This is a genomic window from Micromonospora sp. WMMD1102 (assembly GCF_029626265.1).
In the GTDB taxonomy this organism is placed as follows: domain Bacteria; phylum Actinomycetota; class Actinomycetes; order Mycobacteriales; family Micromonosporaceae; genus Plantactinospora.
Genome location: NZ_JARUBN010000001.1, coordinates 2,941,097 through 2,958,350, shown reverse-complemented (window position 1 = coordinate 2,958,350; position 17,254 = coordinate 2,941,097). Strand labels below are relative to the sequence as shown.

Here is a 17,254-nt window from a genome sequence, read left to right as displayed (position 1 = left end):
CGACCTCCTCGTCTCCGTCAGCGGACCAGTTCGCGGCCACCGGCCACGGACAGTGCCTGCCCGTTGACGTGGCCGTTGGCCGCCGACGCCAGGAACGTGACGGCCTGTGCCACGTCGTCGGGCGTGCAGATCCGCCCGGTGGGAGTCTTGGCCGACTCGGCGGCGACCGCCTCCGGTCCGAGAAATGGCGCGTTCAGGGCCTTGTCGGTGAGGGTGAAGCCGGGACGGACGACGTTTGTCAGGATGCCGTGCCGGGCCTCCCGGACGGCGAGTACCCGAGCGGCGGTCTCGATCGCTCCCTTGGCGGTGGCGTAGGCGAGCGGCCCGGCCATGGGCTGTTCGACGATGTCCGTGGAGACGACGACGATCCGTCCCCAGCCGGCGGCCCGCATCAATGGCAGGGCGGCATGGATCAACGCCACCGGGCCGATGGTGTTGGCGTCCAGGGACGTGGTCAGGCCCTGGATCTCGTCGTCGTCGAAGGACGGCCACCGCACGGCGTTGGCGACCAGGATCGTGACCGGTCCGAGGTGCTCGCCGACCTCGGCCAGGACGTCGTTCGCAGCTTCGGTGCGCAGGTGGTCCAGCCGCACGGCGTGCGCGGTGCCGCCCGCCTTGGTTATGTCATCGACGACCTCCGTCGCGCCGTCCCTGTTGTCGTGCCAGGTCACGCCCACCCGGGCGCCTTCGGCGGCGAGTCGCAACGCCGTGGCTCGTCCGATCGCTCCGGATCCACCCGTCACCAGAGCAGTCCTGTCGGTGATACCGGTATCCATGCCAACTCCTTAGCCAGCTATATGTTAGCCGACTATGCAATGGCGTTGCCCATCGTGTCAACTCGTAGACTGCCGTCGTGGAACTCGAGGAAGTCCTGGCCACCAACAAGGCGCTGGTCAAGGTGGCCAAGCTCTATCGGACCGCACAGGCCGACCTACTCGGCGCCCTGGACCTGCATCCCGGTCAGGACGTCCTTCTCTGGACTCTCGGTGCAAAGCCGGACGGCATGCTCATCACGGAGATCGCCGCACAACTGGGCGTAGAGCAGCCGACCGTGACCCGCAGCCTCAGTCGCCTAGACCGGGGTGGCTGGTTCGTCCGGGAGCCGGTGCCCGGAGACCGGCGGGCCACCCTCGTCAAACTGACCGACAAAGGTCGTTCGACCATCCCGGCCATCGAGGCGACCTGGCGTCGGCTGGCCGAGACGGCCACCGCAGGGATGGACGAGAACCAGCAGACAGCCTTGATAGCGGCGCTCAACCGGGTACGCCTGAACCTCCTGGCCCTGGCTGCCGAGACCGAATAGGTTCTCGGACGGCATTGACTCCCGTCCACCGCTCACGCTGGAGTACTCCGCCGGCGAGGCGCAGAGTTCCGGTGGTCGGTAGGTTGGCGATCGTGACGCTCGTAGAGGGGACCGGGGACCCGCTGGCGAAGGTTCTCGACGAGATCGGTCAACGTCGACAGTGTCGACTACTACCACCTGCCGGTCCGCCGCTCGTGCCGGTGGGACTGCCCGTACCGGATGACCTGCGGCTGCTGTACGAGCGTTGCGGTGGGGCGATTCTGTTCGAGGGAAGTCCGTTCGCCTGGCGGGTCAGTGGTCCCCGTAAGCTGGTGGCGGCGAGCCCGAGGCTCCTCAGTCACGAGTTGGCTGACGAGATCGCCATCGACGACCCGACGGATGTGACCACCGGTTGCCATGTCATCGCCGACGGCGGCACCGGCGCCAGCACCGAGCCGCACATCGTGGTGGATCTCCACCCTGACCGATCCGGTCGCTGTTATGCGACAGGCTGGGACACCTACGGCCTCGTTGGCGACATGCCGGTCGTAGCGCGCGACATCACAGAGCTACTGCAACGGCTGCTGGACACCGACGGCGTCCAGAGCAACCTTCCGGGTCGCGACTACGGCGACGCGTACGATTAGTCATGCCTTCGGCGCGCTGATCCGGCCAGACCGGTGCGGGCATCGAGCGTTGTAGCGAGAGCCGTATCAGTACGGGTTGCGGAAGTCCCCTGTCCCACCCTCACCGTCGTGGATCTGCACCCGGTAGTGTGCCGTGCCCTGTGCGCCGTCACGTGTGTACTGTGCTGGGCCTGCGATGTGTGCCGGGGAGTCGAACCCCTGCGCCTGCCCTCGGCGCGCCAGGAGTGAGCCGGAATACCCGCCGGCTCTCGGGTCCGTGCACGCCTCCACGTCGGCTACCTGCTCCGCAACCTGTCAGTCCAGCAGTTCGACCTCCCAGTTCGTCCGCTGAATCAACGTGTCGACCTCACGGAGTTGCCGGGCAAGGTCGTCGGCCTGGCTGCGCAGTTGCGCCACCGGTAGCGCCGGAATCATCTTCAGCTCCGACCTCAACTGTCGAAACCCGCGCTGACCCTCCCCGACGGCGGCATCGGCGGCAGAGGTGACCATGCCGTGCCGCATGCGAAGGACGTCGCGGCGGGCCAGAGCGTCGGTGAGTGTGCCATGGTCAACTTCGGTGGCAGCGTTGGTCCTGTTGATTCGTCGGATCAGCGCCTCCAGCTCACCGAGCACCTCGCCGACCTCCGCCAGGAGGGCCACAGCGTCCTCAGCGGGCGTCTCACCCTCCTGATATCGAGCGCTGGCGACGATGCGGGCACGGAGTTGTTCGGCGCGACGCGCCGCATCTACGCGCAGCGCAAGAGCCTCAGCAAGCTTCATGGGCGCCAGTATGGCCCAGTGAAGATCACTACCGCCTCCCAATTATGCCGGCCACCAGAAGAAGGCAGCAGGGGCGGTACGCGGGTTGCGGCAGATGGGTTCGGCCGCGTCTCCTCCTGATCGGTTCGCTGCGGGCCGGACACCTGGCCTGGGCGGAGACGCAGCCGGCCGAGGTGTGCTCAGCGGCCCTGCGGGTCTTCTGCGGCAGGTGCGGTAACGACCTCGCTGTCCCGGTGGTGAACATCGATGCCGTACCGCGAAACCATGGTTCGGACGGCTTCGTCCACAACCGCGGTCGTGCGGGCAGGGGTCACCGTCCAGTCCGGGAGCAGAAGACTCGGCCAGAACAGGTAGTTGGAGATCATCCCAAGGAACTGCGTAGCGGCCATCTCCGGGTCAGCGATGTCTGCGGCTCCCGCGTCGCGCTCGGCCAGGAGATAGATCCGGACGGACTCGAAGTACGGCAGTTTGCCCTGTGCGAAGTGTGCCCTGGCCAGTTCGGGAAAGCGTGGCAGTTCGGCGATGACGATGCGGAACAGGTCAGTCATCTCCGGCTGGCTCAACAGCGTCGCGTAGCGCCGTCCCAGAATCGTCAGGCCGGCCGTCAGGTCACCGGCGGGCGGCACGTCGGTGACGTCGTTCTCGGTCCACGAGTCGATGACGATGGCATCGAACAATGCCGCCTTCGTCGGAAACTGCTTGAACAGCGTTGCTTTCGACACGCCAGCACGGTCGGCAACACGCGCCAGTGATGCCCGGTCGTAGCCCAACTCGAGGAAAAGCTCGGTAGCGGCCTGCACGATGAGCGCGCGCTTCTCCGCCGCCACGCGCTGGTGATAGGCCGACGGCGCTGGGGTCATGCGCCCATCATAGCGAGGTGAGTGGGTTGACTCACCACTCGAGAGGGCGTAGCTTCGACGTGGTGAGTCGCTCGACTCGCCACCCGGTCTCGGGTTTCCGTCCCTCGTACGTACCTGGAGGATGGGCGTCCCGGGGCGGCCAGCCCAGCGGACCCCGACCACGCTCCGGATGGCTCGCGTTGGCGTCCCACCCCAGTTGGCGAAGCCGGAACGCCTGGGCGGCCACGGACTGGTTCCCGTCGACATTCTCAACGGCGTGGATGTTGTCGAGCACGGCATCGATGGTCAGCCACTGCGCGACGCCTACGTGCGCCACAGCACCCCTCACGCTCCGGTCGTTCCTCGTGCCGCGCTGTCCAACCAGCCTGCTGACGAGGCTGGCAGGCAACGCCGACACGGTACAGGCTCAATACCTCCTGAGTGAATGCGAGCGCGGACGTGGATCCGCCTTGCGGCTAAGCGGGCGCTACGCGCCGGCCGCATGTCGCCACGCTCCGTGGCCGGCCGGCAGCTCGTTGCCGCGCCGTTCTTCGGCTATGAGAGTTGCATGCTGTCTGCCGGCAAGAGCTGGTAGGCAATACGCTTGACCATGAGCACGGCTTCCTCCGGGACGTCAAACGCTCGGGCTCGATCGGTCCGCGCTCGCTGCTCGACTCGAGAGGTACGCCCATGCCCGGTACATCGGAACCCGTCACGTACCTCATCGTGGACGGGGAGAACATCGATGCCACTCTCGGCAACAGTGTTCTGGAGCGCCGGCCGGCGCCAGCGGAGCGACCCCGGTGGGAGCGTCTGCGGGAATTCGCGCGGGACACGTGGCAGCGGCCGGTGAAGGGCCTGTTCTTCCTCAACGCCTCGGGTGGCAACCTGCCGATGCCCTTCGTCCGGGCGCTCCTGAGTATGGAGTACCGGCCCATCCCGCTCGCTGGATCGTCGGATCAGAAGGTGGTGGACATCGGCATCCAGCGGACGTTGGAGGCTATCGCCCGGCGCTCGGGCAATGTGATGCTCGCCAGCCACGACGGCGACTTCCTGCCACAGGTCAGCGAGCTCCTGCAAGGTGATCATCAGGTCGCGATCGTCGGATTCAAGGAGTTCCTCAACGCCGGCTTCGCCGACCTGCCGGGCCTGCAGGTATTCGACATCGAGGAGGACGCGGGCTGCTTCACCAACGCCCTTCCTCGGGTTCGCATCATCGATCTCGAAACCTTCGACCCTGAACGCTTCTTGTAGGCCGGCCAGCATCCCCCCGGACCGGCGCAAGGGGCGGTGGTCGCCGTGCCCACCCTGGCTCAACATTGATCGGAGACACAGATCAGATGCCCCCGGCGCCTGCGCCAACGCCTCGTCGCCGCTGGGCTGTCGGCTCCGCCTGAAAAGTTCAGCCGGCGTTGACATGGCCAACGCTGCGGTACGTGAAAGCGACGACTGGTCGACGACGCTGGGTTCCATGCTGGACCCCGCCGATGAGTACCACGCTTGGTTCGCTGGAACCATTGCCACGCGGCCGCGACAGCGGGCACGGGCATTCGAGGGGTTCGAGGCATCTGCGGAGGGCGAGCCCGACCAGTGAGGACGTACCGGTGGCGGCACAGTCGAGCAGCACCTGACCATCCGACGGCACCCGCTTCTCGGATCCGCACGTCAAGGGATCGTGCGATCACCAGCCCTCACGCAACGCCACCAAGAATGACCGCCGCCGGGTCGAGGGGCCGAGTCGCCGCGCGTAGGTCGAGATCGGCGCTGTGCGGTCGCAGCCGTAACTACCCGGGCGGCTACGGGTCAGGCGGCCGCCGCGGGCTCCTCGCCGGAGTCGACCGAGCTGGTGTCGCGGGTCGGGCGGCGGGTCAGGACCCGGGGGCCGTCCGCGGTGATGGCTACCGTGTGCTCGGAGTGGGCGGTGCGGGAGCCGTCGGCGGAGCGGATCGTCCAGCCGTCCTTGTCGTATTTGATCTTGTTCGTCGATCGGCAGAACCAGGGCTCGATGGCGAGGGTGAGACCGGGGTCGAGCCGCAAGCCACGGCGGGCACGGCCGTCGTTGGCCACGTGCGGGGCCTCGTGCATGGTGCGGCCGATGCCGTGGCCGCCGAACTCCCCGTTGACGCCGTAGCCGTAGGAGCGGGCGACCTCGCCTATCGCGCCGGAGATGTCACCGAGCCGGCCGCCTGGCTGGGCGGCGACGATCGCGGCCTCCAGGGCGACCTCGGTAGCCTCGATCAGCTTCAGGTCGGCCGGGTCGGGGGTGCCGACGACGACGGAGAGCGCGGAGTCGGCGTTCCAGCCGTCGATGCCGACCGCCATGTCGATACTGAGCAGGTCACCGTCGCGCAGGACGTAGTCGTGCGGCAGGCCGTGCAGCACCGCGTCGTTCACCGACAGGCACAGCACGTTGCGGAACGGGCCCCGGCCGAACGAGGGAGCGTAGTCCCAGTAGCAGGACTCGGCGCCGCGTTCGGAGATCCGGCGGCGGGCGAGGTGTTCGAGATCCATCAGGTTGACCCCGACCGCGGCCACGCCGCTCAGCTCGGCGAGCAACTCGCCGACGAATCGGCCAGCCACCGCCATCCGGCCGATCTCCTCGGCGGACTTGAACTCGATCACGAAAGCCTCCTCTGCTCTGCGGTATTTTTATACCACGTCGGCTCGGCGGCGTTCCGGGGGATATCCTGCTGGGATGGTGCGCCAACCACTCACCGCCGAACAGATCGCCGCGGGCCAGCGACTCGGGACCGCCCTGCGGGCCGCGCGGGCCGGCCGCAGCCTCGTCGAGGTGGCCGTGGCGGCCGGCATCTCCCCGGAGACGCTGCGCAAGATCGAGGCGGGCCGGCTGCCCGCACCGGCGTTCGGCACGGTGGTCTGCCTCAGCCATGCCCTTGATGTCCCCCTCGGCGACCTGGCCGACGTCTGGCTGGCCGACATGTCCGTCCGCCAGGCGTCCTAGCGGATCCGCGAGCCAGCCGACCGGACCGCCTGCCAAACCGCACCGCCGGCCAGCCGACCGGACCGGCGGCCACGCGACCGGACCGCCGGACCTCTGGCCAGCCGACCGCACCGCCGGCCAGGCCACCGGACCACCTGCCAGCCGACCACAACCACCCGCCAGGCGACCGCGACCACCGAACCCGGCCTGACGGGTTGGTGGTCCGGCGGTCGACCGTAGCGCTCCGGTCGACCGCCGGACCGGCCAGTCGGGTCGGCGGGTGGCGCGGCGGCCCGCCGCTGGGGAGGAAACGGCCGCCTTCGGCCCCCGCCCCACCGCCCGCTGGCGCGGGGAGATGGTCAGTTCACGGTGCCCGGACCCGGCCGCCGGCCCCGGGTGGAGACGAACTGGTACGACAGCGACGCGAACGCCGGATCCTTGGCGAGTTCCCGGAACCCCTCCAACTGGGTCGGCGAGAGTCCGGTGGCGAGCAGCCGGGGTTCGAGCTGCCGGGAGTTCGTCTCGTGCAGCGAGGCCCCGGTCGAGCCGCCCGGCCAGCTCTGCGAGTGGGTGATGGTGTCCACGTCGGTCAGTCCGGCCAGCACCATCTCGGTGTGTACGTCCTGCGCCCAGGCCAGGTCGGCGCCCCGGTCCTGGAGGATGTCCAGGGTCGCCTCCATCACCTGCTGGAAGAGTTTCGCCGCGTCGTCGGTCGGGGCGGCCAGCACCCGCAACCCGGCGGTGCAGTCGAACTCCTCGACCACCAGCCAGCCGCCCGGGGCGAGCGCACCGATCAGCTCGGTGAGCACCCGGCGCCGCTCCGGGAGGTGCAGCAGGACGAGTCGGGCGTGGATGACGTCGAACGGGCCGCCCTCGGGCGCACCGGTCCGCACGTCGTGCTGGCGTACCAGGAGATTCTCCGCCGGCTCCAGCCGGGACGGTTCGATGTCGGTGGCGACAACCAGGCCGGTCGGGCCGACGACCCGGGCCATGTGCCGGGCGATCGAACCACCGCCGGCACCCAGCTCCCAGCACCTCGCGCCGGGCCGCAACACCGGGGCGAGCCGCTCCGCCGTTATCGGGTCGAGGAACGACTCCAGCGCGCGCATCTGCGCCTCGGCCTCCGGAGAGCGGTTGTCGAACGCGTAGCTGCTCTTGACAGGGGTGGCAGTCACGATCGGTACCTCCTTCGTGATGATCTGTCACGACGGCCCGCCCAGCCGTCATCGCGCGTCGGCACCGGAGGAACGTGGGGGTACCGGTGCGGACACGGAGTCGGCGGTGCGCGGGGCGTCGGAATCCGACGGTTTCTCAGGGTGCGGATGAGGAAGCGGATGAGGAAGAGGACGTGGTCGTGGCGGAACTGGAAGAGCTGGAAGAGCTGGAAGCCGCCGAGGAGTCGGAACCAGGAACGAGCGCGTCCGGGCCTCCCGTTGACCCGGAGCGGGCGGAGTCGGGTCCGGTCGGGACCGGCGACTCCTGGCCGGGCAGGACCGGTCCGGTCCCGCCCGGCGTGGCCGCGCCCGCCACGCTGAGTACCGCCTCCACCGGGGCGGGGTCGGCGCGCACTGCGGCCGTCGAGTCCGCGAAGACCAGCCGGCCGTAGTCCAGCACCGCGATCCGGTCGGCGACCTCGACCGCGTGCTGGAGCTGTTGTTCGACGAGCAGGATGCACAACCCGGCCCTGGCCAGCCGGGTCACGAGTTCCCGGACCCGGGCCGCCAGGTCCGGGGCGAGCCCCTCGCCCGGTTCGTCGAGGAGCAGCACCCGGGGCTGGGTGAGCAACGCCCGGCCGATGGCGAGCATCTGCTGCTCCCCGCCGGAGAGCTGGTTGCCCCGGTGGCCCAACCGCTCGGCCAGCCGGGGCAGCAGTTCCAGCACCCCGTCGACCGTCCAGTTCGGACCGGAACGCGACCCGCCCCGGCGGCGCAGCGAGGAGGCCAGCGTCAGGTGCTCGGACACGGTCAGCCGGGGAAAGACCCGGCGGCCCTGCGGCACCAGCCCGACGCCGGCCCGGGCCACCCGGTGCGCCGGCCGGCCGGCCAGGTCCACGCCGTCCACCGCGACGACTCCCCGGTACGGCCGCAGCAGCCCGGCGACGGCGTGCACCAGGGTGCTCTTGCCGGCACCGTTACGGCCGACGAGCGCCTGCACCGTACCCGCCGACACCTCGAGGTCGACGTCGTGCAGCACGGTGCCGCCGTCGTAGCCGGCGTGCAGGCCCTGGATCCGCAGCATCACCGCACCGCCTCGGCGTACGCCCGGCGGACGGCGGGGGCGGTGCGGACCTCGTCCGGCTCGCCGGTGGCGACCAGCCGGCCGTCGTGCAGCACGGTGACCGTGTCGGCCAGCGCGTACACCAGATCCAGCCGGTGCTCCACCAGCAGCACCGACACCTCCCTGGGCAGTCCGGTCAGCAACTCAGCCAACCGGTGCACCTCCAGGTGGGACAGTCCGGCGGCCGGCTCGTCCAGCAGCAGCAGGCGGGGACGGCCGGCCAGGGCCATCGCGATCTCCAACTGGCGCCGCTGTCCGTGCGACAGGTGACCGGCCGGAATTGCCGAGACGACGGCGAGCCCGACCCGGTCGAGCAGCGCCTCGGCGGTCTCGCGCAGCCGCCGCCGGCTCCGGCCGCCCATCGCCCGGAACCCGCCGGCCCGGTGCCAGCCGGCGATCTCGACGTTCTCCCGGGCGGTCAGCGACGACCACACGGCCGGACGCTGGTGGATCCGGCCGATCCCGATCCGGGCCCTGCGGGCCGGACCGAGCCGGGTGACGTCCCGGCCGGCGAAGACTATCCGCCCGCCGTCGACCGGGGTCGCCCCGCCGATCAGGTCGAGCAGCGTCGTCTTGCCGGCACCGTTCGGCCCGATCAGGGCGTGCCGCTCCCCGTCGGCGACCCGCAGGTCCACCCGGTCCACCGCGACCAGCGAGCCGTACCGGCGGACCACCGCCTCGGCCGTCAGCAGTGCCGTCATCGCGGCTCCTCGCCCGCTGGCCCGCCGCTGCCCACCCGGGCGGCGGCGACGGGGTCGCCCCGGGACGGGCGGCCCTGGATTCCCGTCCCGGGGCGGTCCCCCGGCCCGGCCCGGCCCCGCGAACGGGACCTGACCAGATCGGCGAGTTCGGTCGAGAAACCGGCCACGCCCCGGGGGAAGAGATAGGCGGTGAGCACGAACAGGGCGCCGAGCAGCAGCGGGGCGTACCCGGGCAGCAGGCCGGAGAGCCAGTCCCGTACCGCGATCACCAGCGCGGTGCCGACGATCGCGCCACCGATCGACGTCGCACCACCGATCACCACGCCGAGCAGCAGCAACGCGGCGACGTCGAAGCCGAAGTCGGCCGGCGAGACGAACTGCTGTGCGGTGATCAGCAGCGATCCGGCGACCCCCGCCACCGCACCCGCCCCGACGAAGGTCACCGCCAGGTAGCCGGTGACCCGGTGTCCGGAGGCCCGCATCCGGGCCTCGTCGTCCCGGCTCGCCCGCAGCAGCAGCCCGGCCGGAGTACGCAGCAACATCACCATGGCCGCGATCACCACCCCGACGACGACCAGTGTGTACAGATAGCGTGCCCGGTCGCTGGCCAGCGGAGCCATGCCCCAGACGGGCCGGATCGCCGGGATTCCGGCGAGCCCGTCCGTCCCTCCGGTGACCGAGCTCCACCGAGTGGCGGCGGTCACCGTCAGTTCACCGATGGCCAGGGTAATCATCAGGACCACCACCCCTCGGGCGTACACCACCAGAGGGACGGTGAGCAGCGCGAAGAGTGCCCCGGTCGCCGCCCCGGCGAGCACCTGCACCACGCCGACCGGCGAGACGTGCATGGCCACCAGGGCAGCCGCGTAGGCACCTGCGGCGTACGGGCCGGTCTGGCCGAGCGTGGGCAGCCCGGCCAACCCGGTCAGCAGCGCCACGCTCACCCCGACCAGCCCCAGCACCAGGGTGCGGGCGGCCAGCGAGGTGGTGTAGGGGTCCACCGACCAGGGCACCGCGACGGCGACGAGCAGCAGTCCGGCTCCCCCGGCCCGGGTCAGCCAGCGCCGGGCGGCGGCCGGGCTCACGCCGTACCCCCGGGTCAGCCAACCCCGGGCGGTTGCCGGGCTCACGTCGTACCCCCGGGGCGGAGCCGGAGGAACCGGCCGGGCAGCCCGCGCGCCCGGACGGCGAGCACCACGGCCATCGCCGCGAAGAGCAGGAACGGCGCGGCGGTCGGCGCCAGCGCGACGCCGAGACTCTGGATCTCGCCGACCGCGAGGGCGGCCAGCAAGGTCCCCTGGACCGAACCGAGACCGCCGAGCACCACCACGACCAGCGAGAGCAGCAGCACGGTGTCGCCGGTGGTCGGCGCCGGACCGATGATCGGGGCGCCGAGCACCCCGGCGGCCCCGGCCAGCGCGCCGGCCGCGCCGAGCACGCCGAGCCGGATCCGGGCCGGATTCACCCCGAGACAGGCGACCATGTCGGCGTCGTCGACCGCCGCCCGGACCAGCATCCCGGCCCGGGTCCGGGCCACCGTCAGCCAGAGCAGCACCGCGATCAGCGCCGCCACCCCGATGAAGACCAGCCGGTACGCCGCATAGCGGTAGCCGAGCACCTCCACCGGACGGTCCAGCGCGGCCGGGATGTGCACCGGCAGGCTGTCCGGGCCGAACGCGGTGACCAGCAGCGCTCCCCCGGCCAACGCCACCCCGAAGGTGAGCAGCGCCTGGGTCAGGTGGTCCCGCCGGGCGACCGGGGCGAGCAGTCCGGCCAGCACACCACCGGCGCCGGCCGCCGCCACCGTCCCGACGCCCAGGGCGAGCAGCAGGCTGCCCCAGCCACCGTCCGTCAGCGCCGCGGCCAGGTACGCGCCGATCGCGTAGAGCAGCCCGTGCGCCAGGTTGAGGATGTTCGCCACCCCGAAGCAGAAGACCAGCCCGGAGGCGGCGACGAAGAGCAGCAACCCGTACGCGACTCCGTCCAGAGCCGGGATCACGTACGGGTCGACCGGGCCGAGGACCGGCGCCGCCCGGGCCGTCATCCGCCCACGGTCGCCAGGTCGCCGACGACCGTGTTGGACAGCGCCCGGCCGTCCTGCCGGACCTGCCGCAGATACCACTTCTGCACCGGCGAGTGCGTCGTCTTGGAGAACTGCCAGGTGCCGCGCGGGCTGTCGATCTGGCCGAGCCCGGCGATCGCCTCGTTGATCGCGTCCGGGGTGGGGTTGTCGCCGGCCGCCCCGATCGCCTTGTCCAGCACCGCCGCCGCGTCGTAGGAGGCCATCGCGTAGGTGGTCGGCGAACCGTCGTGGTTCTCCTTCCAGGCCGCCACGAACGAGCGGTTCTCGGCGTTGTCGAGGTCGGGCGAGTAGTTGAGCACGGAGTAGATGTTCCGGGCCGCCTCGCCCTGTGCGTTCAGCACACCGCCCTCGGTGAGGAAGCCGGCGGCGTAGAGCGGCAGGTCCTTGATCTCCGACTGGGCGTACTGCTTGACGAAGTCCACCGCGGCGGTGCCGGCGTAGAAGGTGTAGACCGCCGCCGCACCCGACTCCTTGATCTTCGCGAAGTACGGCAGGAAGTTCGTGGTCTGCGGGAACGGCGTCCAGAGCGTCTTGCCGTCCGGGTTGGCCAGCTTGCCGCCGACCTCGGTGAACGTCTCGGTGAAGCCGCGCAGCTGGTCGTGCCCGCCCTGGTAGTTCGGGCCGATCGCGAAGACCTCTCCCTTGACGTTGTCCCGGACGTACTCGGCGATCGCCGCGCCGGTCTCGTCCGACAGATAGGAGGTGAACCAGGACCGGGAGTTGTCCTTCAGCCCGGGGTTGCCGTTGGAGCCGACGAACGGGATCTTGCCCTCGGCGAGCACCGGGGCGACCCCGGCCACCGAGCCGCCGCCGACGATGCCGGTGAGCACCTGCACCCGGTCCTGTTTGATCAGCTTCGTCGCGGCCGGTACGGCGGTCTGCGCCCCGTTGCCCTCGTCCGCCACCACCAGGTCGACCTTGTGGCCGCCGAGCTTGCCGTCGTGCATCCGCAGGTACAGCTCGAAGCCGTCGCGGATCTCGGTGCCGACGGCCTCGTAGGTGCCGGAGAGTGAGGCGAGCAGACCGATCTTTATCGTGCCCGGCGTGCCGCCGGCGTCGTCGGCGCTGTTGCAGGCGCTGCCGGCCACGGTCAACCCGAGGGCGAGCAGCGCGCCGGTCAGGACGCGACGCCGGCTCGTACCGGTGGGGAAAGGCATGACTTCTCCAGTCGAGGGGGGCGGAAGGTTGTGGGGAGGTGCGGGTCGTGGTGCTGGCCGCCGGGGAAGCGGAGGCGGCCGGGGATGGTACGGCGGTCTGGCGGGGCCCGGCCACTGGGAGGGTGGGCGCCGGACCGTGCGGCAACACCGGTACGGCAACGCTGTTGCGGCGACACCCGGTGTGGCGACACCGGTGTGGTGCAGCGGGCGCCCGGTCGGGCCGGGGCCGTCGGGCGCCGTCAGCGTCCGTGCGCCACCGCGGCGCGGGCCGCTGGCGTCAGTACGTCTCCAATCCGGTTCGCCAGTTCCGTCATCTCGTAGGAGACCTTGCCGACGTCGCAGTTCGGCGCCGCCAGGACCAGCAGCGAGGCACCGTCGTTGAACGCCATCGAGAACATGAAGCCGCCTTCGAGCTGCGTGACGTTGGAGATCACCGCGCCCGCCTCGAAGAAGCCGGCGGCACCCCGCAGCAGGCTGACCAGGCCGCTGCCGGTGGCCGCGAGCTGGTCGGCCCGATCCGGCGGCAGGTTCCGGGTCGACGCCACCATCAGGCCGTCGCTGGAGATGGCGATCGCGTGGCTGACCTCCGGGGCCCGCTCGACGAAACTGTCCAGCATCCAGCCGAGATCTCGTTGGTTCACGTGGTACTCCCTGTCGCGTCGCTTGTCGCCGAGGCGTTCACCAGCTTGGGACGGCGGGCGGCCACCCCCCGGGCGTAGGCGGCCATCGCGTTCGCCACCTCGGCCGGGTCGCGGTGCTCCGAAACCGGCTGCTGTTCGGGTGGCAGGGTGACGCCGCCCGGCACGAGGTGCCGCTGCGGTTGACGGATCGGGAGCCCGGACGAGGTGGTGGCGTTGATGTCCGGGGTGACCAGCCCGGTGGCCGCCCGCCATCCGGCGTCGCCCCGGGTCTGCCAGACCGTCGGGGCACGGCCGCCGTTGGATCCGCCGGTTCCGTCGGGCGGGCCGGCCGGCGGGCCGGCGGGTACCGGAGCGGCTTCCGCCGGGGCGCCCGCGCCGTTGCCCGGCTCCGTGCCGTTGCCCGGGTGCGTGCCGTTGCCCGGGTGCGTGCCGAACGGGGTGCCCGAGCGGTCGGTGCGGAACCAGTTGTTGACCTGCTCGAAGATGACCAGTTCCTGGGTCGGCTCGTCGCCCCGGCCGGTCCGCTGCGCCGGTGGCCGGAAGACCGAGGCGGCGGGCAGCACCCGCTCCCCGGATGGCCGCCGGGCCGGATTGTTTTGGGCGGCCGTCGACACGGCGGCCGGCGTGGCGCTGCCCCGGGCCCGGCCCTCCGGCATCGCGGCGAGGCGGCCGGGGGCCAGCAGTTGGGTCTCCGGCGGGACGGGGCGGATCAGCGTCGCCGGCAGCGACACCTCGGCGATGGTGCCGAGCTTGGGGCCGGGGCGCAGCTCGACCGCGACCCCGAGCCGGCCGGCGAGCTGGCCGACCACCACCAGACCCATCGCCCGGACCGCCGCCACGTCGGTCGCCGGTGGCCGGGCCAGCAGGTCGTTGAGCTGTGCCAGCCGTTGCAGCGAGAGCCCCACACCCTCGTCGCTGACCTGCACGATGACCCGGTCGCCGAGACTGCGCGCGGTCACCCACGCCTCGGTCTCCGGCGGCGAGTAGCTGGTCGCGTTGTCCATCAGCTCGGCGAGCAGGTGCACCACCTCGTCGACCTTGTCGGCCGCGACCGCCACGTCCGGGTCGACGATGCCGATCCGCACCCGGGTGTAGTGCTCGATCTGGGAGAGCGCCGCCTGGACGACCTTCTGCATCGGTACGTCCTCGTGGCGTACCCGGCCGACGCCCACGCCACCGAGCACGAGCAGGCTGGCGTTGATCCGTCCCATCCGGGTGGCCAGGCTGTCCAGGGTGTAGAGCTGCTGTAGCCGCTCCGGGTCGGTCTCGTCCTGTTCGACCTTGTCCACCTGGGCCAGTACGGCGTCCACCAGCCGCTGCTCGCGGCGGCTCAGGTGCACGAAGATGTCGGCGGTGTTGGCCCGCATCACCGCCTGCTCGGCGGCGGTCCGCACGGCTGCCTGGTGCACGGCGGCGAACGCCTCGCCGACCTCGCCGATCTCGTCGCCGGTGGACGCTTCCAGGGTGCTGGCGGAGGCTCGGACCAGCGCCTCGGGATGGATGCCGGTGCTGTCCAGGCTGCGCAGTTCGGCGACCATCGCCGGCAGCTCGCTGTACGCGACGGCGTGTGCCGCGTCCCGCAGCCGCCGCAGCCGCCGGGTGATCTGCCGGGCGACCGCCCAGGTGACAAGTACGGTCAGCAGCAGCGCGACCGCCATCGCGGCGCCCTCGGCGACGGCCCGCCAGCGCTGCTCGACCCGGGCCGCGTCCACCTCGGCCAGCACTGCGGAGTCGACCCGCTGCTGCACCTCGAAGAGCCGGGCGGCCCAGCCCTGGGTGGCTCCGATCCAGGCGTTGGTGTCGACCTCCAGCGGAGCGCCGATCTCGGCCCGGGAGACCTGGTCCTGGAGGCGTTGCAGGGCGAGCATCTCCTTGCCGCTCCCGGCCTGCTCCCACCAGACCTGCCACGGCCCGGGGGCGAGGCCGAGGAAGGCGAGGCTGGATTCGGTGAAGCCGGTCCGGGCGGCGGTGATGTCCTGTTGCATCGCCGGGGTGAGCTGGCCGGCGGCGATCGCCCGGAGCACCGCGACCTGCTGCTGGCCGAGCGACTCCGCGGTCTTCGACAGCGCGGCGGCGGCCCGGATGCCGTCGGCGACCTCGGCGGAGACGATGCCCTGGGCGATCGACTCCCGGTAGGCGAGCAGGTCGGCGATGATGATCCGGTAGCTGAACGTGGTGGCCGAGACGGCCGCGTGCGCGGCGGTCCGCACCTGGGTACGCAACGGCGGCAGGTCGGCCAGCGCGTTGTCGATCCGGGCCAGTACGCTGCCGGGCCCGGCGGCCGGCTCGGGGGCGAGCGCGCGTTGCCGCTGGTAGCGGGCGACGATCTCGTCGGTGTCGGCGGCCTGCCGGGCGTAGGCGTCCTGCTGGCGGGGGGTGGCGGCGGTCAACAGGTCGGCGGCGGCCGCCCGTTCCCGCTGGAGCTGGTAGGCCAGCCGGCCGGCCTCGGCGCCCAGTTCGGCCAGTACGCCGAGGTCGCTGGCCTGCTCGGCCTGCCGGGCGCTGTCGGCAAGCGCCAGTCCGGCGAACCCGACCACCGCGACCAGCGGCGCGGCCACGATGATGCGCATCCGGGAGGCGATCTTCCACCCGCGCCGGCGTGCGGGCTGGGGTCGGGCCGCGTGGGATCGGGTGGTCGAGGCCAAGACTCACTCCCACGGCTCGTCATCGAGGGGATCTGCACCTTGCAGTTAGCAAGTCCCATTGCGCCGGACCGGCGGGGCCGGCAACAGGGTTAACCGTGGTACAAACAGCTCGTACCACTATCTGTACCCATGACCGGACGGGTAGTTACTTCCGCAGGTAGCGATGCCCGTCGAGGCCGGTGGGCAGGCCCACCGGCCGGTCCGCGTACTGGTTCGCGACTCAGTGAACTCGGCACCTGAGCCGTCCGCCGGGTCTCCCCGACCTCCCCGTCCCGCGGTCGCGACGGACCGCGACAGGGGCGGGACAGAGGTTCAGCGCCGGTGGCGTGACGCGCCCACCCGGTCCCGCCGATGGGACTCGACATGGGACCGGCGGCCGTCGCCGGCCGGCCGGCGCGACTCCGCCGTCGACGGCCGGGGCTCGCCCGCCGGCAGCGGATCGACCGGGGGGTCGGCGTCGTCGCTGTTCAGCCGGTGCACCTGCGCCGCGAGCCGGTGCGCCTCCTCGGTCAGCCGGTGCGCCTCCGCCGGCTGCTGCGCGGACCCGCCCGGGAAGTGCGTCCGCAACATCTGGTCGATCAGGTCCCGCAGGCCGTCGATGGCGTCCACCACGGACTGCGGATCCCCGACCGCCGGCTCCGGCTCGACCGGGCCCGGCTCCGGGCGGCCGGCGGCGGCGCCGCGCGGCCCGCGCCGCCCGTCGGCCGCGATCTGCTCGACCGCCACCTGAGGCCAGAGCGAGGTGAGCCGCCCTCCGGTCCCGAGAACGTCGTCACAGCGCACGGCGAGCTCGTGGCTGCCGTACCGGCGGCCCGCCTCCACCGCCGCCACCGTCTCCCGGCTGAACCGCACGCGGTCGGCGAGGGCGCGCTGGGTCAACCCCTTGCGGGTACGCCAGCGGCGCAGTTCGCGCTGGAACTCTCGGGTGGCCATCGATTCTGCGGTACCTGACGACGCAGCGTCCATTTGCTCACCTTCGTTGGTCAGCGATCCGATCACCAGCACCAGATCATGAGACGCGCCGAACAGATCATGACCCGGTATTTGCCGGGGCCAATTCTTACCCTCGAAGCCACGGGTGTGAAGCCTTACGCGCCACCCGTCGTTGACGGTAAGTGAAAAACCTCGCAGGCCGAGCTACTTGACGGTAGGAAAATGATCTACGGATGGACGTGGCGACACCGGTTGCCCGGAAACATCCCTTCCGCCGCGACCGGCGAATGGCGACAGTCCGCAATCACCGGTCAAAGAGCCTGCGCCCGGGCCGTCCGCCGATACCACG

At 71.3% G+C, this 17,254-nt stretch carries 17 protein-coding genes; 4 read left to right on the top strand and 13 right to left on the bottom strand.

Annotation, left to right across the window (positions count from 1 at the left end; translation table 11 throughout):
• Positions 1-17: 17 nt before the first annotated feature.
• Positions 18-776: an SDR family oxidoreductase gene (locus tag O7626_RS13105; RefSeq protein WP_278061443.1), complete on the bottom strand. Its 759-nt coding sequence runs from the start codon at positions 774-776 to the stop codon at positions 18-20.
• Between the two features lie 77 nt (positions 777-853).
• Here O7626_RS13105 and O7626_RS13100 point away from each other — a divergent pair, with 77 nt between their 5' ends.
• Positions 854-1,303, top strand: a complete 450-nt coding sequence (locus O7626_RS13100) for a MarR family transcriptional regulator (RefSeq protein ID WP_278061442.1) — start codon at positions 854-856, stop codon at positions 1,301-1,303.
• A 92-nt stretch (positions 1,304-1,395) separates the two neighbouring features.
• Positions 1,396-1,929: a hypothetical protein gene (locus O7626_RS13095; protein WP_278061441.1), complete on the top strand. Its 534-nt coding sequence runs from the start codon at positions 1,396-1,398 to the stop codon at positions 1,927-1,929.
• Between the two features lie 294 nt (positions 1,930-2,223).
• Here the strand turns inward: O7626_RS13095 and O7626_RS13090 are convergent, their stop codons facing one another.
• Both O7626_RS13090 and O7626_RS13085 read right to left on the bottom strand, forming a co-directional pair.
• The gene (locus O7626_RS13090; RefSeq protein ID WP_278061440.1) at positions 2,224-2,688 is read right to left on the bottom strand and encodes a DIP1984 family protein; all 465 of its coding nucleotides are present in this window, start codon (positions 2,686-2,688) and stop codon (positions 2,224-2,226) included.
• Between the two features lie 179 nt (positions 2,689-2,867).
• Positions 2,868-3,548 carry a TetR/AcrR family transcriptional regulator gene (locus tag O7626_RS13085; protein ID WP_278061439.1) on the bottom strand — a complete coding sequence of 227 codons (681 nt, stop codon included), beginning with the start codon at positions 3,546-3,548 and terminating at the stop codon, positions 2,868-2,870.
• A 705-nt stretch (positions 3,549-4,253) separates the two neighbouring features.
• Here O7626_RS13085 and O7626_RS13080 point away from each other — a divergent pair.
• Positions 4,254-4,781, top strand: a complete 528-nt coding sequence (locus O7626_RS13080; protein WP_278061438.1) for an NYN domain-containing protein — start codon at positions 4,254-4,256, stop codon at positions 4,779-4,781.
• Between the two features lie 549 nt (positions 4,782-5,330).
• Here the strand turns inward: O7626_RS13080 and map are convergent.
• Positions 5,331-6,149, bottom strand: a complete 819-nt coding sequence (gene map, locus O7626_RS13075) for a type I methionyl aminopeptidase (protein ID WP_278061437.1) — start codon at positions 6,147-6,149, stop codon at positions 5,331-5,333.
• A gap of 73 nt (positions 6,150-6,222) precedes the next feature.
• On the opposite strand from map, the gene O7626_RS13070 reads away from it, so the two are divergent.
• Positions 6,223-6,489 carry a helix-turn-helix transcriptional regulator gene (locus O7626_RS13070; protein WP_278061436.1) on the top strand — a complete coding sequence of 89 codons (267 nt, stop codon included), beginning with the start codon at positions 6,223-6,225 and terminating at the stop codon, positions 6,487-6,489.
• Positions 6,490-6,827: 338 nt separating this feature from the next.
• On the opposite strand, the gene O7626_RS13065 is transcribed toward O7626_RS13070, so the two are convergent.
• The 9 genes from O7626_RS13065 to O7626_RS13025 all read right to left on the bottom strand — a co-directional run bounded on the left by O7626_RS13065 (position 6,828) and on the right by O7626_RS13025 (position 16,905).
• The gene (locus O7626_RS13065) at positions 6,828-7,643 is read right to left on the bottom strand and encodes a class I SAM-dependent methyltransferase (protein ID WP_278061435.1); all 816 of its coding nucleotides are present in this window, start codon (positions 7,641-7,643) and stop codon (positions 6,828-6,830) included.
• A gap of 136 nt (positions 7,644-7,779) precedes the next feature.
• On the bottom strand, positions 7,780-8,706 hold the full coding sequence (locus O7626_RS13060) for an ABC transporter ATP-binding protein (RefSeq protein WP_278066143.1): 927 nt from the start codon (positions 8,704-8,706) through the stop codon (positions 7,780-7,782).
• Positions 8,706-9,446, bottom strand: a complete 741-nt coding sequence (locus O7626_RS13055; RefSeq protein WP_278061434.1) for an ABC transporter ATP-binding protein — start codon at positions 9,444-9,446, stop codon at positions 8,706-8,708. Before O7626_RS13055 ends, O7626_RS13060 begins: the two co-directional genes overlap by 1 nt.
• Positions 9,443-10,576 (bottom strand): branched-chain amino acid ABC transporter permease, encoded by a 1,134-nt coding sequence (locus O7626_RS13050; RefSeq protein ID WP_278061433.1) that lies wholly within the window; start codon positions 10,574-10,576, stop codon positions 9,443-9,445. The genes O7626_RS13055 and O7626_RS13050 overlap by 4 nt, the downstream gene beginning before the upstream one ends.
• Positions 10,573-11,490, bottom strand: coding sequence for a branched-chain amino acid ABC transporter permease (locus O7626_RS13045; RefSeq protein ID WP_278061432.1), 918 nt, complete (start codon positions 11,488-11,490; stop codon positions 10,573-10,575). Before O7626_RS13045 ends, O7626_RS13050 begins: the two co-directional genes overlap by 4 nt.
• Complete coding sequence (locus O7626_RS13040) at positions 11,487-12,686, bottom strand: ABC transporter substrate-binding protein (protein ID WP_278061431.1); 1,200 nt, start codon at positions 12,684-12,686, stop codon at positions 11,487-11,489. The genes O7626_RS13045 and O7626_RS13040 overlap by 4 nt, the downstream gene beginning before the upstream one ends.
• A 239-nt stretch (positions 12,687-12,925) precedes the next feature.
• The gene (locus O7626_RS13035; protein ID WP_278066142.1) at positions 12,926-13,303 is read right to left on the bottom strand and encodes a roadblock/LC7 domain-containing protein; all 378 of its coding nucleotides are present in this window, start codon (positions 13,301-13,303) and stop codon (positions 12,926-12,928) included.
• A 20-nt stretch (positions 13,304-13,323) separates the two neighbouring features.
• Positions 13,324-15,897: a nitrate- and nitrite sensing domain-containing protein gene (locus O7626_RS13030; RefSeq protein WP_278061430.1), complete on the bottom strand. Its 2,574-nt coding sequence runs from the start codon at positions 15,895-15,897 to the stop codon at positions 13,324-13,326.
• Positions 15,898-16,284: 387 nt separating this feature from the next.
• Positions 16,285-16,905: a helix-turn-helix transcriptional regulator gene (locus tag O7626_RS13025; protein WP_278061429.1), complete on the bottom strand. Its 621-nt coding sequence runs from the start codon at positions 16,903-16,905 to the stop codon at positions 16,285-16,287.
• Positions 16,906-17,254 lie beyond the last annotated feature (349 nt).

Coding starts and splice junctions, on each gene's coding strand:
- O7626_RS13035 (WP_278066142.1), bottom strand. CDS start 13,303: ATGCTGGACAGTTTCGTCGAGCGGGCCCCGGAGGTCAGCCACGCGATC.
- O7626_RS13040 (WP_278061431.1), bottom strand. CDS start 12,686: ATGCCTTTCCCCACCGGTACGAGCCGGCGTCGCGTCCTGACCGGCGCG.
- O7626_RS13055 (WP_278061434.1), bottom strand. CDS start 9,446: ATGACGGCACTGCTGACGGCCGAGGCGGTGGTCCGCCGGTACGGCTCG.
- O7626_RS13090 (WP_278061440.1), bottom strand. CDS start 2,688: ATGAAGCTTGCTGAGGCTCTTGCGCTGCGCGTAGATGCGGCGCGTCGC.
- O7626_RS13085 (WP_278061439.1), bottom strand. CDS start 3,548: ATGACCCCAGCGCCGTCGGCCTATCACCAGCGCGTGGCGGCGGAGAAG.
- O7626_RS13060 (WP_278066143.1), bottom strand. CDS start 8,706: ATGCTGCGGATCCAGGGCCTGCACGCCGGCTACGACGGCGGCACCGTG.
- O7626_RS13030 (WP_278061430.1), bottom strand. CDS start 15,897: ATGCGCATCATCGTGGCCGCGCCGCTGGTCGCGGTGGTCGGGTTCGCC.
- O7626_RS13045 (WP_278061432.1), bottom strand. CDS start 11,490: ATGACGGCCCGGGCGGCGCCGGTCCTCGGCCCGGTCGACCCGTACGTG.
- O7626_RS13105 (WP_278061443.1), bottom strand. CDS start 776: ATGGATACCGGTATCACCGACAGGACTGCTCTGGTGACGGGTGGATCC.
- O7626_RS13070 (WP_278061436.1), top strand. CDS start 6,223: ATGGTGCGCCAACCACTCACCGCCGAACAGATCGCCGCGGGCCAGCGA.
- O7626_RS13025 (WP_278061429.1), bottom strand. CDS start 16,905: ATGGCCACCCGAGAGTTCCAGCGCGAACTGCGCCGCTGGCGTACCCGC.